The sequence below is a fragment of the Thermosyntropha tengcongensis genome (assembly GCF_055381335.1).
Map to the genome: position 1 here is coordinate 964647 of NZ_AP042437.1, position 15632 is coordinate 980278.

A 15632-nucleotide genomic window follows, 5' to 3' on the forward strand; every position below is an offset into this window, starting at 1 on the left:
ATGCGGCGCATATCCCGGGAAATAAAGATAGGAAAGGTAAAGGTCGGTGGAGGTAATCCAATTGTAGTGCAGTCTATGACTAATACCGATACCAGGAATGTTGAAGCTACGGTTGACCAGATACATGCTCTGGAAAAGGCAGGCTGTGAAATTGTAAGAGTGGCAGTAGTGGATGAAGAGGCAGCAGAGGCTATTGCCAGGATAAAAAAGAGAATTTCCATTCCCCTGGTAGCTGACATTCATTTTAACTATAAGCTGGCACTTAAAAGTGTTGAGGCAGGCGCAGATGGTTTACGTATTAATCCCGGAAATATAGGTGATGTAAAAAGGGTGCGCGAGGTAGTTAAAGCCTGCAGGGAAAAAGGGGTTCCAATAAGGGTAGGTGTTAATGCAGGCTCCCTGGAAAAGGGCATCCTGGAGAAATATGGCAAACCCACTGCGCAGGCTATGGTAGAAAGTGCCGTGAATAGTATAAAAATTTTAGAAGATATGGATTTTAGAGATATAAAAATATCTATTAAGGCTTCCAGTGTAAATTTGACAGTGGAAGCTTATCGTATGCTTGCAGGTATGGTTGATTATCCCCTGCACCTGGGGATAACGGAAGCTGGGACCAAGGATAGAGGGCTTATAAAATCTGCTCTGGGAATTGGCATATTGCTTAATGAAGGTATTGGTGACACAATAAGGGTTTCTTTAACTTCAGATCCGGTAGATGAAGTTTGGGCAGCTTATGAAATACTGCGTGCTTTGGAGCTTAGAAGCCGGGGAGCGGAACTAGTCTCCTGCCCTACCTGCGGCAGGTGTGAAATTGATTTGCTAAAGATTGCAAAAGAGATAGATTACAGGCTGCGCAGCATAGACAAGCCTTTAAAGGTAGCAGTTATGGGTTGTGTAGTAAACGGCCCGGGGGAAGCAAGAGAAGCAGATATAGGAATTGCTGGAGGGAAAGGTTTTGGTTTGCTTTTTAAAAAAGGCGAAATAATAAAAAAAGTAAGTGAGGAAAAAATGGTAGAAGAGTTGATGGATCATATCCAGGAAATGCTTAAAGATGGTGATTGAAAACTACCAGGTCAGAGGAGGTATAAAAATTGAAGTATTCAGAGCTTTTTTGTCCAACATTACGAGAAATTCCAAGTGAGGCGGAAGTTATAAGCCACCAGTTACTTTTAAGGGCAGGTTTTATTCGCAAGACCACAGCTGGTGTATATACATATATGCCTTTGGCTAACCGGGTTTTAAGGAAAATTATGAATATTATAAGAGAAGAGATGGACAGGGCAGGGGCTCAGGAGTTACTTATGCCTATTATTCAACCTCGTGAACTCTGGGAACAGTCAGGACGGTGGGCGGTTTATGGCGAGGAAATGTTCAGATTAAAAGACAGACATAGTCGTGATTTTGCTCTGGGGCCTACTCATGAAGAGCTTATCACCAGCCTGGTAAATGCTGATGTACATTCTTATCGCGATTTACCGCTTATGTTGTATCAGATTCAAAATAAATACCGTGATGAAATTCGCCCTCGCTTTGGGTTAATGAGGGGCCGGGAATTTATCATGAAAGATTTATATTCTTTTGATGCTGATTATGAAGGCCTTGATATTTCCTATAATAAAATGTATGAGGCTTATAAGCGGGTTTTTGACCGTTTAAATCTTAAATATAGGGTAGTGGAAGCGGATAGTGGAGCTATTGGTGGGAATGAAAGCCATGAATTTGTAGTTTTGGCTGATACCGGAGAATCAGAAATAGTATATTGTGATAACTGTGATTATGCAGCTAATGTAGAAAAAGCAGTTTGCGTGGAAAGTGGAGAAGCTGATACTGATCCCATGCTGGAACTTACTAAGGTAGCAACTCCGGGACAAAAGACTATTGAAGAAGTGGCCAGGTTTTTAGGTCTTCCGGAGAGCAGACATGTAAAAACTTTAATGTACGAAGCAGATGGTGAAATTATTGCAGTAGTAATAAGAGGCGACCGAGAATTAAATGAGACTAAACTGAAGAATTTTCTTAATTGTACCCATCTTTTTATGGCAGATGAAAGTGAAGTGCGAAAGATTTGTAGTGCTGGTTTTGGATCTTTAGGACCTGTGGGTCTTGAATGTAAAGTATATGCAGATTTGGAAGTTGCCCGTATGCGCAATTTTGTATGTGGAGCTAATGAAGATGGTTTTCATTTTGTAAATGTGAATATCGGCAGAGATTTTGTTCCAGAAGCATTTGCTGATCTGCGCAATGCGGTCAAGGGAGATAAATGTCCGGTTTGTGGAAAAGAACTTGATGTTTTACGGGGAATTGAGGTAGGACACATATTTAAACTGGGGACCAAATATTCAGAAGCAATGGGAGCTACTTTCTTGGACCAGGATGGAAAGGAAAAACCTTTTATAATGGGGTGTTATGGCATAGGGGTTTCACGAACCATGGCGGCAGCGGTAGAGCAGAATCATGATGAAGATGGGATCATATGGCCGATTCCTATTGCACCTTACCATGTCATAATTGTTCCTGTAAATGTGAAAAATGATGAACTGCGCAAGGCAGCAGAAGAAATATATCAGAATTTGCTGGAGGCAGGGATAGAAGTTATACTTGATGATCGTGATGAAAGAGCGGGGGTAAAGTTTAAGGATGCTGATTTAATCGGTATTCCGGTGAGGATAACGGTAGGTCCAAAATCTTTGCAGGAAAATAAGGTGGAAATAAAGAAAAGGTGGGAAAAAGAAGCTAAACTGGTACCGCTTGCGGATGTTTTATGTGAGATAAAGGAAATTTTACATGTTTAGCGGGAAGTGAAGGCAGATGTCTATTTACGAAATTATTTTTAAACTTACTCTGGCCTGTATTTTAGGTGGGGTAATAGGGTTGGAGAGGGAAAGTTTAAACCGCCCGGCTGGACTCAGGACCTATACACTGGTCTGTGTAGGTTCAGCTCTGGCTATGATCGTTTCCCTGGATATGTATTTTGCTTATTATCATACGGTAAATGCTGATCCGGGAAGGATTGCAGCTCAGGTAGTAAGCGGGATAGGTTTTCTGGGCGCCGGGACTATAATGAGAGAAGGAGCTACTGTTCGGGGATTAACTACCGCAGCTGGACTATGGGTAGTAGCATGTATCGGGCTGGCCGTAGGGGCAGGGCTTTATGTGCCGGCCATTGCTACTACTTTGCTTATTTTATTTGTTTTAATATATTTCATAAAATTTGAACGGAAGTTTACAGGCCTCCGTGAATATAAAGGCCTGGTTTTGGTAGTTGAAGACCGACCAGGACAGGTAGGTATAATAGGTTCTATATTAGGAGAAATGGGAGTTTCTATAAAGAATATTCAACTGAATCGTATGGAAAAAGATGATGAACTGGAGATTGAGCTTCTGGTGAGCTTACCAGGTAATGTTACTATCGGCGAAGTAATGGAAGAGCTTTCCGGGGCTAGAGGTATAAAGAGTGTGGACAGACTTAATTAGGGTTTATTATTTGTCATGCCTGCTTTTATGATGCTAAAAGGGGGAGGGATTAATGAACAAAAGATTTGATAAATTTCTGGCGGAAAATCTTGGTATGGATTACTCAACGCTGTGGGAAGGAGCGGTTGTTTCCCGCATAGAGGTTTATCATAAAAACCGGCTCTGGCGTTTGTATGTAAACATAAATAAGCCGGTAACTGCTGATATAATAAATGAAACCGCCAGAAGGCTTAATAGCAAGGTATTCCCCTTTTTAGATAATATACAGATAATACCTCATTTAGAATGTTTTGAAGATAATATAAAGAAGATTTTGCAGGACAAAAAGGATGAACTTATAAAGGCTTTTTTTGCTGGTTTTAATTTTTATGACCGAATTAACTGGCAGATAGAAGAAGGCAGGATTAATCTTATAGTTAAAGAGCGGGAAATTTATGATTATATAATAAAGAATCAGATTTTGAACAAGCTGTCAGACTGGTTCTGGCAACATTATTTTCTGCGCCTTCTGGTGAGGGCAGTGTTTGATAATAGCAAGCAAAATGTTTTGCCATTGCCAGATAAGATATTTACGGTTGACGAAATAGACATCATGGATATCAAATGTTCACCTTCTCCAAAGGAAACTTTTTTACAAAAGAAGGAAAACAAAAATATAAGGAGAGTAAAAAAGAAAAATAATAGCCTTGATACTGATGATGTGATGAAGGTATGTGAGCTGGAAGAAGGCTTGAAAAGTGCAGTAGTAAAGGGCAAGGTCTGGAATAAAGAAGTTACTTCCCTCCGTGATGGCCGCTATGTTGTTACTTACTGGCTTACCGATTATACTGATACTATTTTGATTAAATATTTTGTTGATAGTTTAGAAGAAGACGAGATAGAAACCGGGGATTGGATAAAAGCAGGCGGCAGTGTACGTTATGATAATTTTGCCCGCGAACTGGTGCTTTTTATGGAAGTTTACCAGAAAGTGGAGCCGGTACGGAGAATGGACAGCTGTCCAGAAAAGAGGATTGAACTGCATGCTCATACCAAAATGAGTTCCATGGACGGTTTAACAGAAGCTTCTGATCTGGTAAAAAGGGCAGCCGAATGGGGGCATCCTGCAATTGCGATTACTGATCATGGATGTGTACAGGCTTATCCAGAAGCATGGCATGCTGCTGAAAAGCATAAAATCAAGATTATTTATGGTGTAGAAGGCTATATGGTAGAAAGCGACAAAAAGGAGAAGTCGTATCATGTAGTACTTCTGGCCTGTAATCGCACAGGTATCAAAAATATATATAAACTGGTTAGCAAATCTTATCTGGATAATTTTTACCGCAAACCTAAAATACTGCGTTCGGATCTTGTAGAACACCGGGAAGGCATACTGGTAGGAAGTGCCTGCGAAGCGGGAGAACTTTTTACGGCTGTCCGCAGTGGAGCAAGTGAAGAAGAAGTTTTAAAGATAGCTTCCTTTTATGATTATTTTGAGATTCAGCCCCTTAAAAATAATGAATTTATGATAAGAAATGGCTGGATTGAAAATGAGGAAAGGTTGAAAGAGATTAACCGCTTCATTTATGAATTGGGAAATAGACTGGGAAAACCGGTAGTAGCTACGGGTGATGTTCATTTCCTGGATCCTGAAGATGAGATTTTCCGGCGTGTTATTCAGGCAGGACAGGGGTATGCCGATGCGGAGGCGCAAGCTCCTCTATATTTTAAAACTACGGAGGAAATGCTGCAAGAATTCAGCTATCTAGGAGAAGAGGCAGCCAAAGAAGTAGTTATTTATAATACACATAAGATTATGGAAATGATAGAAGATGTAAAACCAGTTTTGGAAGGCTTCTATCCTCCAAAAATTGAAGGTGCCGAACAGGAAATCATGAATTTGACCTGGAATAAGGCTAGAGATATGTATGGTGAAAATATGCCTTCCATTGTCGAAGAAAGGATAAAAAGAGAGCTGGATTCCATCATTACTCATGGCTTCAGTGTACTTTACCTGATTGCTCATAAGTTAGTTAAAAAATCAAATGAGGATGGATATCTGGTAGGTTCCAGAGGTTCAGTAGGATCGTCTCTGGTAGCTTATTTTTGCGGAATAACCGAAGTTAATCCCCTGCCGCCGCATTATCTTTGCCCTAACTGCAAATATAGCCATTTTGTTGAAGATGGTTCGGTAGGATGCGGAGCTGATTTGGAAGATAAAATGTGCCCCCATTGTGGGGAAGAACTGGGTAAAAATGGATTTGATATACCTTTTGAAACCTTTTTAGGTTTTGAAGGGGATAAAGTTCCGGATATTGACCTTAACTTTTCGGGTGATTACCAGAGCAGAGCTCATCAATATGTGGAAGAAATTTTTGGCAAGGAAAATGTTTTTAGAGCAGGTACTATTTCAACTATTGCGGAAAAGACTGCTTACGGGTTTGTAAAAAAATATGCCGAAGATAGTGGGATATTTTTAAAGAATTCGGAAATACTTCGTTTAGCCCGGGGGATAACCGGAGTTAAAAGAACGACCGGGCAGCATCCGGGAGGAATGATTGTTGTTCCACATGATAAAAGCATTTTTGAATTTACTCCTATACAGTATCCAGCTGACAACCAGGAAGCAGGGGTTATAACAACTCATTTTGACTATCACGCTATCGATGCCCAGCTGGTAAAGCTTGATATACTGGGACATGACGACCCTACCGTTATCCGTGAACTGGAAGAGTTAACAGGGGTTAATGCCCGCAGCATAAGCCTCAGCGAAAAAGAGACTATGCGGATATTTTCCAGCGTGGATCCCCTGGGAATAAAACCGGAAGATATAGGGTCATCAGTCGGAACTTTTGGTATACCGGAGTTTGGCACCCGTTTTGTACGGCAGATGCTGGAAGCAACCAGACCAACCAGTTTTTCAGAACTGGTCAGGATAAGCGGACTTTCCCATGGTACTGATGTTTGGCTTAATAATGCGCAGGATCTTATTCAGGACGGGATAGCAACCTTAAGTGAAGTAATATGTACCCGTGATGACATTATGGTTTTTCTTATCTATAAAGGTCTGGAGAAGAAGAGGGCCTTTAAGATAATGGAGCAGGTGCGTAAAGGAAAAGGATTAAATCCAGAAGACGAAGAACTGATGAGGAAACATGGGGTGCCGGATTGGTATATAGAGTCGTGCAAAAAGATAAAATATATGTTTCCCAAGGCCCATGCGGTGGCTTATGTAACAATGGCTTTCCGCATAGCTTATTTTAAAGTTTATTATCCTAAAGAATTTTATGCCAGCTTTTTCAGCATCCGGGCAGAAGATTTTGAAGCTGATACGATTCTTAAAGGCTATGATGCGGTAAGAAGAAGGATTGAAGAAATTGATAAAATGGGGAATGCTGCTTCACAAAAAGATAAGAAATTGGTGCCTGTGCTGGAGCTGGCTATGGAAGCCTATGCTAGAGGGATAAAATTTTATCCGGTGGATATATATGAATCTGATGCTTCCAAATTTAAAGTTTATAAAGATGGTCTTATACTTCCTTTTTCTGCTCTTCCCAATGTAGGAGAAGCTGCAGCACAGGGGGTTCTGGAAGCGAGAAAGGAAGGGAAATTTATATCTATTGAAGATTTTCAGTCCAGGACCAAACTTAATAAGACAGCTATGGAAATTTTAAAACAACATGGATGTTTCAAAGGTCTGCCGGAAAGCAGCCAGATGACGCTTTTTGCTTAAAAACTTATTATTTGTATTTACTTGAATAAATTTGCGCTGATGTGTTATACTTTAAATAAGCGAAGTAATATTCTTTAAAGAAAAGGTGGGTTCGTGCCCACTTTTTCTATTGTAAATATTCATTTTTTCAGGGGGTAGTTTAATGCCAAAAATTACTGTACAGGAAATTGAAGCCCTGATTGAACCTGTACTGAATGATATCAACATGGAGTTAGTTGATATACAGTATCGGAAAGAAAATAAGGAGCAGATACTAAGAATTTTTATTGATACGCCTCAAGGGGTAGACATTGATGCATGTACCCGGGCTACTCGTGCGGTCAAAGATATTATTGATGAAAAAGATATTTTTTATGATCATTTGGAAGTTTCCTCACCAGGCTTGGACAGGGTAATTAAGAAAGATAAAAAACCGGAAAGGTTTGTGGGTAAAAAAGTAAAGATCAAGATGAAAAAAGATTATGAACCGTTTAAGAATATTACCGGCATATTACAAGGGGTAAATGGGGAAAAAATAGAATTGCTGGTGGATGGACAACTGGTAGAAATTCCCTGGGAAATGACATCGACGGTGAGACTATATCCAGATATTTGATGAGGAGGAAAAACAATGTCCAGTGATTTAATTCAGGCATTGCATGAGATAGAAAGGGAGCGCGGAATTCCAAAATCTGCCCTTATCGATGCTATCAAGACAGCGTTAAATACTGCTTACAAAAAAAATTTCGGCACGGCCCAAAATGTAAGTGTACAGTTTAATGAAGAAACAGGTGAAGTTAAGGTTTTTTCCCAGAAAACTATTGTAGAAACCGTTAAGGATCCGCGTTTGGAAATATCGGTAGAAGAAGCTAAAGAGCTTTATCCTAATTGCAAGCTGGGAGATATGGTTTATGTCGAAGCTACCCCCTCAAATTTCGGGCGGATTGCAGCACAAACGGCTAAACAGGTAGTAATACAGAAGCTGAGAGAAGCAGAACGCAGCATAATCTATGAGGAATTTTTAGAAAGAGAAGGAGAAATTGTAACTGGAATTATTGAACGCATAGAGAATAAAACCTTGTTTATAGGATTAGGCAGAACAGAAGGGATAATGCTGCCCCCTGACCAGATGCCGACCGAGAGGTATGAGCTGGGACAGCGGGTAAAGGCTTATATTTATGAAGTTAAAAACAGCCCTAAAGGACCTAATATATTTGTTTCCAGAACTCATCCTTATTTTTTACGCCGTCTTTTCGAGCTTGAGGTGCCGGAAATTTATGATGGTATAGTAGAGATTAAATCTATTGCGCGTGAAGCAGGCTTTAGATCCAAAATAGCGGTTTATTCGCTTGATGATAAGGTGGATGCAGTAGGATCATGTGTAGGGCCTAAAGGGTTGAGGGTACAAAATGTAGTAAATGAGCTGAATGGGGAGAAGATTGATATTATCAAATACGATCCCGATCCTGAAAAATATATTGCTAATGCTTTAAGTCCGGCCCGGGTAATTGCAGTTTCGGTGAATAAAGCTGAAAAATGGGCACGGGTTATAGTGCCGGATAATCAGCTTTCGTTAGCTATTGGCAAAGAGGGACAAAATGCAAGATTAGCTGCCAAGTTAACCAGTTTTAAAATTGATATCAAGAGCGAAAGTCAAGTAAATGAGGAGTTTGAGGGGAACGATGGCGAGAACTAGAAAAATTCCGCAGAGAATGTGTGTAGGTTGCCGTGAAATGAAAAACAAGAGAGATTTGATAAGAGTAGTAAGGACCCCTGACGGTCAGATTGAGATAGACAATACAGGTAAAAAGTCAGGGAGAGGAGCTTATGTTTGCCCAAACCTGGATTGTTTGAACCAGGCTATCAAAGGCAAAAGGCTACAGAAGGCTCTAGAACATGATATTCCGGATGAAGTTTTTGCATCACTGCAAAAAAAGATTGTTGAAATAGAGTTATAGTTTTTAAGGTGTGTGATACATTGCAAAAAGTTTATAATATAATAGGTTTAGCACAAAGGGCAGGTAAGGTATCATCAGGTGTAATGGCAGCCAGGTCCAGTATAACCAGGCGTAAGGCTTGTTTGCTGGTAATGAGTAATGATATAGCTGCCAATAATAAGGAAGCATTGGTTTCTTTATGTGAAAAAAAAGGTATTCCTTTTGTTTTCTTAGGCAACAAGTATGAGCTAGGAAACTGTGTTGGAAAAGCTTATCGGGTAGCTCTAACTATAAATGATAGAAAAATAGCCGAGGAGATTTTAAAAGTGGCCAAAGGGATGGGAGACGAAGCAAATAGTATGGGGGTGTTTGAATGGCCAAAATAAGAGTACATGAGCTGGCAAAAGAATTAGGTTTTTCAAGTAAGGAAATGGTTAATATATTACAGGATATGGGTATTGATGTCAAAAATCATATGAGTACTATGGAAGATTCCCAGGTGGTTTGGGTTAAAAAACAGCTAAGGCCGACTGAAAATAAAACGGGAGTGCAGGAAAAACAAAGCGCAAACGTTTCTGGAGAAGAAAAAACGAAACCTGATGATAGGCCTGAACAACCTCACACATCTTATGAAAAAGGTAAAAAAGATGTTTTCCCCTCTGCTTCGGCCCCAAATGTCCCCTTTAGCTCTAAGAAAGATAACCGGGAAAGAAGTACTGTCTCTTCTCAGAATATAAAACAAAAGCGTGACGGCAAAGGAAGTAGCATGAAAGATAGGAACAAGAAACCTGAAAAAAGATTTGAAGATAGAGATTTTATAAAATCTGACAGTCCGGAGATAATTGATTATACCGATAAAATAGTTGATGAGGAAAAACTGGGTGGAAAAATAGTTAAGATAAAACCTACCAAATTCAAAAAAGATGAAACCAGGATAGAATCCCATAAGGATTATGGCCGCCCTCAGAAAAAATCAAAACATAAAAAGAAAAAAGAGGATAATGTAAAAGCTACCCCGGAAGTTATAACTATTGAGGATAATATAACTGTACGGGAGCTGGCAGAAAAATTAAATAAAACTCCTGCCGAAATTGTAAAGAAGCTTATGGAATTAGGTACTATGGCTTCTATCAATCAGGTTATTGATTTTGATACGGCTGAAATTGTAGCCAGTCTATATGAAGTAAAAGTGCAAAGGGAGATACCAGAAGAAGAAAAACTTCTGCAGGAAATAGTCGATGATGAGAGCCAGCTTAAACCCAGGCCTCCTGTAGTAACGGTTATGGGGCATGTTGACCATGGAAAGACTTCTCTTTTAGATAAAATACGAAAATCTAATGTTGCTTTAGGGGAAGCAGGAGGTATTACCCAGCATATAGGTGCTTATCAGGTTAACATAAACGATAATAAAATTACTTTTATTGATACTCCAGGACACGAAGCATTTACCGCTATGCGGGCAAGAGGAGCTAATGTTACTGATATAGTTGTTCTGGTAGTGGCTGCTGATGACGGGGTAATGCCCCAGACGGTAGAGGCGATAAACCATATCCGGGCAGCTGATGTTCCTTTTATTGTAGCTGTAAATAAGATTGATAAGCCGGAAGCCAATCCGGAAAGGGTCATGCAGCAGCTTACAGAATATAATATAGTGCCTGAAGAGTGGGGCGGAGATACTATATTTGTTCCGGTTTCCGCCAAAACCGGACAGGGGATAGACAATCTCCTGGAGATGATACTGCTGGTAGCGGAAATGCAGGAATTGAAAGCAAATCCTGACCGTCCGGCAGAAGGTGTGGTTATAGAAAGCAAACTTGATAAAGGGCGTGGGCCGGTGGCTACCGTACTGGTGCAGAAAGGTACTTTAAATGTGGGAGATTGCCTGGTGTGCGGCAGCAACATGTGTAAGGTAAGGGCTATGATGGATGATAAAGGCCGCCGGGTAGAAAAAGCTTTGCCTTCTATGCCGGTTGAAGTTATGGGCTGGTCAGATGTACCGGAAGCTGGAGGCAAAGTCATCGCCTGTGATGAAAAGATTGCCAAACAGCTGGTAGAACTCAGGCTTAATGAAAAGAAACTGGAAGAACAGAAAAAAAGCAGCCGTGTATCTTTGGATGAATTTTTCAAACATATGCAGGATGCTGAGGTAAAAGAACTGAATGTTATTATTAAAGGTGATGTACAGGGTTCTATTGAAGCTTTGTCTCAGTCTTTGCAGCGTTTATCCACTGAGGAAGTAAAGGTTAATGTCATACATGCTGCAGTAGGAGCTATTTCGGAAACTGATGTTATGCTGGCCTCTGCTTCTAATGCTATAATAATAGGTTTTAATGTAAGGCCTGAAAGTAAGGCTCGCAAGCATGCGGAAGAAGAAGGGATAGATGTTCGCCTTTACCGGGTAATATATGAAGTAATTGATGATGTCAAGAAAGCTATGGCTGGTCTTTTAGAACCGGAATACCGGGAAAAATATCTGGGACGTGCTGAAGTCAGAGCAACTTTCAGAGTTCCTAATGTAGGGATTGTTGCTGGCTGTTATGTGGTAGAAGGCAAGATACAGAGAAATGCTAATGTCAGGGTTTTAAGGGATGGAGTAGTAATTTATGAAGGAACTATTTCCTCTTTAAAAAGATTTAAGGATGATGTAAGAGAAGTTGCCGAAAACTATGAATGCGGTATAGGTATAAAAGATTTCAATGATGTAAAAGTAAATGATATTATTGAAGCCTATACCCTGGAAGCAGTACCGAGACAGCTTTAGTTTAAAGTAAGAGGGCAGTTATTGCCCTCATGCTTTATTCTTTTATAATTAGGAGGATTTTTATGGGCAGACGCAGACAGGAACGATTGGCTGAGGAGATCAAACGTACCATTTCTATGATAATAAAGGAACTTAAAGACCCGCGTATTGATTTTACGGGTATATCAGTTACCAGGGTTGATTTGACCAATGATTTGAGCCATGCCCGGGTAAATATAAGTATTCTGGGTGATGAGACCAAGCAGGAAGAAACTATGAAAATTATTCAGAAAGCTAAAGGTTTTATAAGGAGCAGGCTGGCAGAAGAAATCCAGCTTAGACATGCCCCTGAGCTGGATCTTCGTTTGGATAAATCTATTGAACACGGAATAAGGATAGCTTCTATTCTGGAAGAACTGAGCAAAGAGGAGAAGAGGCAGGATTAATCTATGCTGAAAAAGTGTACGGTTAAAGAAATAAGCGATCAGCTTCTTCAGGAAGATAACTATTTTATAATTGGTCATATTATTCCTGATGGCGACTGTATAGGTTCTATGCTTGCTCTTTATCTGGGACTAAAGTCGCTGGGAAAAAAAGTAGAAATGGTACTTGAGGATGCAGTTCCTGATTTATATCTTTTTTTAGATGGGACATGTTTGATAAAATCTTCTGCCGTTCCGGAATCTTCAGAGTATAACTTAATATTTTTGGATTGTTCCGACTTAAAGCGGGCGGGGGAAGAGGTTATCAAAAATTTTACTGTGCCTGAATATACGTTTAATATTGACCATCATGCCACCAATGATTTTTTTGCCCATTATAATTATGTTGATGCAGATGCTTCCTCTACTGCCGAAATAATTTATAATATACTGTCCTGTATGCAGGTTAATATAGACTCCCGAATAGCAGAAGCATTATACACAGGTATGCTGATGGATACCGGGAGTTTTCAATACAGCAATACTAAAAGCAGCACTCTGCAAATTGCTGCCAGGCTTTTGGATAAAGGGGTTGATTTGGATAAACTGCGCATTAATCTTTTTGAATCTAAAGATAAAAGAGAAATTTTGCTTTTAGGCAAGGCTTTGCAGAGTATAAATTTTAGCGCAGACGGTAAGATAGCCTGGATGACACTGTCTTATACAGATGTAGAAAGCATAGGGGCTTTAGGGTTGCATCCGGAAGGAATAATAAACTATACCCGTATGATAAAAGGGGTAGAAGTAGGTATTTTGTTCCGGGAAGTAAGTCCGGGCATGATAAAAATAGGATTCAGATCTAAAGGAGAAGTTGATGTAGCTTTTTTGGCTTCTAAAATAGGGGGAGGCGGCCATAAAAAGGCAGCTGGAGCTTCCCGGGAGGGAACCCTGGAAGAGGTAAAAAGCCAGGTTTTAGCTATGGTAGAAGAAGTGGTGAAATAATGGAAGGATTTTTAAATGTAAATAAAAGTTCAGGCATGACTTCCTTTGATGTTATACGCTATTTAAAAAAAGTGCTTCCTTCTGCTACCAAAATGGGGCATCTGGGAACCCTTGACCCTATGGCTAAAGGAGTTTTACCGATTGCTTTAGGTAAGGCTACTAAACTGATAACTTACCTGGAAGATGAAGATAAAGCCTATATAGCAGAAATGGTTTTAGGCGGCTTTTCTGACACTCAGGATGCCTGGGGGCGCATAACTTATACAGGAAAGACGTGTTTTAAGGAAGATGATCTTTATTCAATCCTGGAAAGGTACACCGGATTTATCGAACAGATTCCACCTATGTATTCAGCAGTCCACTATAATGGAAAAAGGCTTTATGAGCTGGCACGGGAAGGGATAGTAGTTGAGCGAAAAAGCCGCCGGGTTTTTATTAAGGAATTGAAGCTTTTAGATATTGATAAACAAAGGGATTTGCCTGTTATAAAGCTTTATGTAGAATGTTCAAGAGGTACTTATATAAGGACTTTATGTCATGATATAGGGTTTGAACTGGGAACAGGGGCTTATATGGCTGATTTGGTCAGGGTAAGGTCAGGAGTTTTCAGGTTAGAAGATGCTTGCAGTTTAGAAGATATTACTGATATAGATAGACTGGAAACTCTTATTTTGCCTCTTGACTATCCTCTGCAAAATATGGAAGCCTATTATCTTACTTCCGAAAAAGAAATAAGAGCTGTTCAGAACGGCAATCGCATACCCTGTAGAAGCTTTAGGCCGGGAACAGATAGGGTAAAATTATATAAGGATAATCAGCTGCTGGCTATTGCCAATTTGCAGAAAGTTGATGATAAATATTTCTTACAGCCCGAAAAAGTTATCTAAAATAAAAAAACAAGGGGTTTGCATATGGAAATAGTAAGAGAAGTAGAGAATCTGCCTGTATATGATAAGCCTGTATATTTAGCCTTGGGCAATTTTGATGGGGTTCATGTAGGGCATCAAAAGTTAATAGGAGACATGATTAAAAAAGCTCACCGTGAGGGAGGACTGGCGGCTGCGTTTATTTTTGATCCGCATCCGTCTAAAATAATCAATCCGCTTAAAGCTCCCAAACTATTAATAAGTTCACGAAAAAAAGCTGAATTTTTGAGCAGCATGGGTTTGGATCTCCTGATATACAACTCATTTACTGAAGAAATTTCTAAATGGCAGCCACAGGAGTTTGTGGAGAAGGTTATTGTTAATCGTATAAAAGCCAGAGAAGTTTTTGTAGGATTTAATTATTCTTTTGGTTACCGGGGAGCAGGAAATCCTGATTTATTAAAAGACCTGGGGGATTTATATGGATTTAAGGTTAATATTATTCCCCCAGTAGAAGTGGAAGGTGAAATAGCTTCCAGCAGTTTAGTCAGGGAGCTGCTGGCCAGAGGTGATGTAAAAAAGGCGAGGAAAATTCTGGGCTATTATCCCTTTATTGAAGGCAAAGTAGTAGAAGGAGAAAAAAGAGGGAGAAAGATTGGGTTTCCTACTGCTAATTTAGAGGTAGATGAGGATATAATGATACCTGGTAAGGGAGTTTATGCAGCTATTGCTGACATAGACGGCCAAAAATATAAATGCATGGTTAATATAGGAAGTAAACCTACTTTTCATGAACATTTCCCGGTTTCTATTGAAGCTCATATATTAGATTTTAGCGGATTTATATATGGACAGTTATTAAATATATCTTTTTTGGAAAAACTCCGGGATGAGAAGAAGTTTAAAGGTATGGAAGAACTAATTGAACAGCTTAAATTAGACCGCGAACAGGCAAGTAAGATAGTAGCTTTTTAAGCAACACGCATAACATTTACTTTTTGCCTGGTCTGTGCTAAAATTTATTTTGTTGTTTGAAGGATTATTTTTAAATTGTAAAGAGCGGCAAGGGTTAGCCTTGTATAAAATAATATTGTAGTCAAGCCGTAGTAATAGTAGAGAACCATTTACTAGGAAATGCGAGTTCTCCGACGCTTTTCTTGGTATTTGGCGATTAGTTAAGAGGAGGAGGTGAAAAGGAGTGGCTTTAACACCGGAAAGAAAGCAGGAAATTATTAAGGAATTCCAGATTCATGAAAATGATACTGGATCACCTGAGGTACAGATAGCTATTCTTACCGAAAGGATTAATTATTTGAATGAACATCTAAAGGTTAATAAAAAAGATTTTCATTCCAGACGGGGACTTTTAAAGATGGTAGGTAAACGCCGTGCCCTGCTGGATTATTTGAAAGAAAACGACTTTGAGCGCTATCGCAATATTGTCAACAAGCTTGGACTACGTAGATAAAGAGCGGAAATGCCGCTCTTTAACTTTAT

General features: G+C 39.7%; 14 protein-coding genes. All 14 read left to right on the forward strand.

Annotated elements, in window-relative coordinates:
- The 14 genes from ispG (at position 1) to rpsO (ending at position 15603) form a co-directional block, all read left to right on the forward strand.
- Positions 1-1062 carry a flavodoxin-dependent (E)-4-hydroxy-3-methylbut-2-enyl-diphosphate synthase gene (gene ispG / locus ACZ42E_RS04630; RefSeq protein WP_464893277.1) on the forward strand — a complete coding sequence of 354 codons (1062 nt, stop codon included), beginning with the start codon at positions 1-3 and terminating at the stop codon, positions 1060-1062.
- A gap of 29 nt (positions 1063-1091) precedes the next feature.
- Complete coding sequence (locus ACZ42E_RS04635; RefSeq protein ID WP_464893278.1) at positions 1092-2792, forward strand: proline--tRNA ligase; 1701 nt, start codon at positions 1092-1094, stop codon at positions 2790-2792.
- Between the two features lie 16 nt (positions 2793-2808).
- Complete coding sequence (locus ACZ42E_RS04640; protein WP_464893279.1) at positions 2809-3474, forward strand: MgtC/SapB family protein; 666 nt, start codon at positions 2809-2811, stop codon at positions 3472-3474.
- A 52-nt stretch (positions 3475-3526) separates the two neighbouring features.
- Positions 3527-7189 carry a PolC-type DNA polymerase III gene (locus tag ACZ42E_RS04645; protein WP_464893280.1) on the forward strand — a complete coding sequence of 1221 codons (3663 nt, stop codon included), beginning with the start codon at positions 3527-3529 and terminating at the stop codon, positions 7187-7189.
- A gap of 142 nt (positions 7190-7331) precedes the next feature.
- Positions 7332-7784 carry a ribosome maturation factor RimP gene (locus ACZ42E_RS04650; protein WP_464893281.1) on the forward strand — a complete coding sequence of 151 codons (453 nt, stop codon included), beginning with the start codon at positions 7332-7334 and terminating at the stop codon, positions 7782-7784.
- A 15-nt stretch (positions 7785-7799) separates the two neighbouring features.
- Positions 7800-8864 carry a transcription termination factor NusA gene (gene nusA, locus ACZ42E_RS04655; protein WP_464893282.1) on the forward strand — a complete coding sequence of 355 codons (1065 nt, stop codon included), beginning with the start codon at positions 7800-7802 and terminating at the stop codon, positions 8862-8864.
- The gene (gene rnpM, locus ACZ42E_RS04660) at positions 8851-9126 is read left to right on the forward strand and encodes an RNase P modulator RnpM (protein ID WP_464893283.1); all 276 of its coding nucleotides are present in this window, start codon (positions 8851-8853) and stop codon (positions 9124-9126) included. The genes nusA and rnpM overlap by 14 nt, the downstream gene beginning before the upstream one ends.
- 20 nt (positions 9127-9146) lie before the next feature.
- On the forward strand, positions 9147-9491 hold the full coding sequence (locus ACZ42E_RS04665; RefSeq protein ID WP_464893284.1) for a L7Ae/L30e/S12e/Gadd45 family ribosomal protein: 345 nt from the start codon (positions 9147-9149) through the stop codon (positions 9489-9491).
- Entirely contained in the window at positions 9479-11866 is a 2388-nt protein-coding gene (gene infB / locus ACZ42E_RS04670; RefSeq protein WP_464893285.1) for a translation initiation factor IF-2, read from the forward strand. The genes ACZ42E_RS04665 and infB overlap by 13 nt, the downstream gene beginning before the upstream one ends.
- A 62-nt stretch (positions 11867-11928) precedes the next feature.
- Complete coding sequence (gene rbfA / locus ACZ42E_RS04675) at positions 11929-12291, forward strand: 30S ribosome-binding factor RbfA (protein ID WP_464893286.1); 363 nt, start codon at positions 11929-11931, stop codon at positions 12289-12291.
- Between the two features lie 3 nt (positions 12292-12294).
- Positions 12295-13269, forward strand: a complete 975-nt coding sequence (locus ACZ42E_RS04680; protein ID WP_464893287.1) for a DHH family phosphoesterase — start codon at positions 12295-12297, stop codon at positions 13267-13269.
- Positions 13269-14156 carry a tRNA pseudouridine(55) synthase TruB gene (gene truB, locus ACZ42E_RS04685; protein ID WP_464893288.1) on the forward strand — a complete coding sequence of 296 codons (888 nt, stop codon included), beginning with the start codon at positions 13269-13271 and terminating at the stop codon, positions 14154-14156. The genes ACZ42E_RS04680 and truB overlap by 1 nt, the downstream gene beginning before the upstream one ends.
- Before the next feature lie 24 nt (positions 14157-14180).
- The gene (locus ACZ42E_RS04690; RefSeq protein ID WP_464893289.1) at positions 14181-15110 is read left to right on the forward strand and encodes a bifunctional riboflavin kinase/FAD synthetase; all 930 of its coding nucleotides are present in this window, start codon (positions 14181-14183) and stop codon (positions 15108-15110) included.
- Between the two features lie 223 nt (positions 15111-15333).
- Entirely contained in the window at positions 15334-15603 is a 270-nt protein-coding gene (rpsO, locus tag ACZ42E_RS04695; RefSeq protein ID WP_464893290.1) for a 30S ribosomal protein S15, read from the forward strand.
- Positions 15604-15632: the final 29 nt, after the last annotated feature.

What these genes read in the sequence shown, in the direction of transcription:
- ACZ42E_RS04680 (WP_464893287.1), top strand. Translation starts at nt 12,295, where the DNA reads ATGCTGAAAAAGTGTACGGTTAAAGAAATAAGCGATCAGCTTCTTCAG.
- rnpM (WP_464893283.1), top strand. Translation starts at nt 8,851, where the DNA reads ATGGCGAGAACTAGAAAAATTCCGCAGAGAATGTGTGTAGGTTGCCGT.
- nusA (WP_464893282.1), top strand. Translation starts at nt 7,800, where the DNA reads ATGTCCAGTGATTTAATTCAGGCATTGCATGAGATAGAAAGGGAGCGC.
- ACZ42E_RS04640 (WP_464893279.1), top strand. Translation starts at nt 2,809, where the DNA reads ATGTCTATTTACGAAATTATTTTTAAACTTACTCTGGCCTGTATTTTA.
- rbfA (WP_464893286.1), top strand. Translation starts at nt 11,929, where the DNA reads ATGGGCAGACGCAGACAGGAACGATTGGCTGAGGAGATCAAACGTACC.
- infB (WP_464893285.1), top strand. Translation starts at nt 9,479, where the DNA reads ATGGCCAAAATAAGAGTACATGAGCTGGCAAAAGAATTAGGTTTTTCA.
- truB (WP_464893288.1), top strand. Translation starts at nt 13,269, where the DNA reads ATGGAAGGATTTTTAAATGTAAATAAAAGTTCAGGCATGACTTCCTTT.
- ispG (WP_464893277.1), top strand. Translation starts at nt 1, where the DNA reads ATGCGGCGCATATCCCGGGAAATAAAGATAGGAAAGGTAAAGGTCGGT.
- ACZ42E_RS04650 (WP_464893281.1), top strand. Translation starts at nt 7,332, where the DNA reads ATGCCAAAAATTACTGTACAGGAAATTGAAGCCCTGATTGAACCTGTA.
- ACZ42E_RS04645 (WP_464893280.1), top strand. Translation starts at nt 3,527, where the DNA reads ATGAACAAAAGATTTGATAAATTTCTGGCGGAAAATCTTGGTATGGAT.
- ACZ42E_RS04690 (WP_464893289.1), top strand. Translation starts at nt 14,181, where the DNA reads ATGGAAATAGTAAGAGAAGTAGAGAATCTGCCTGTATATGATAAGCCT.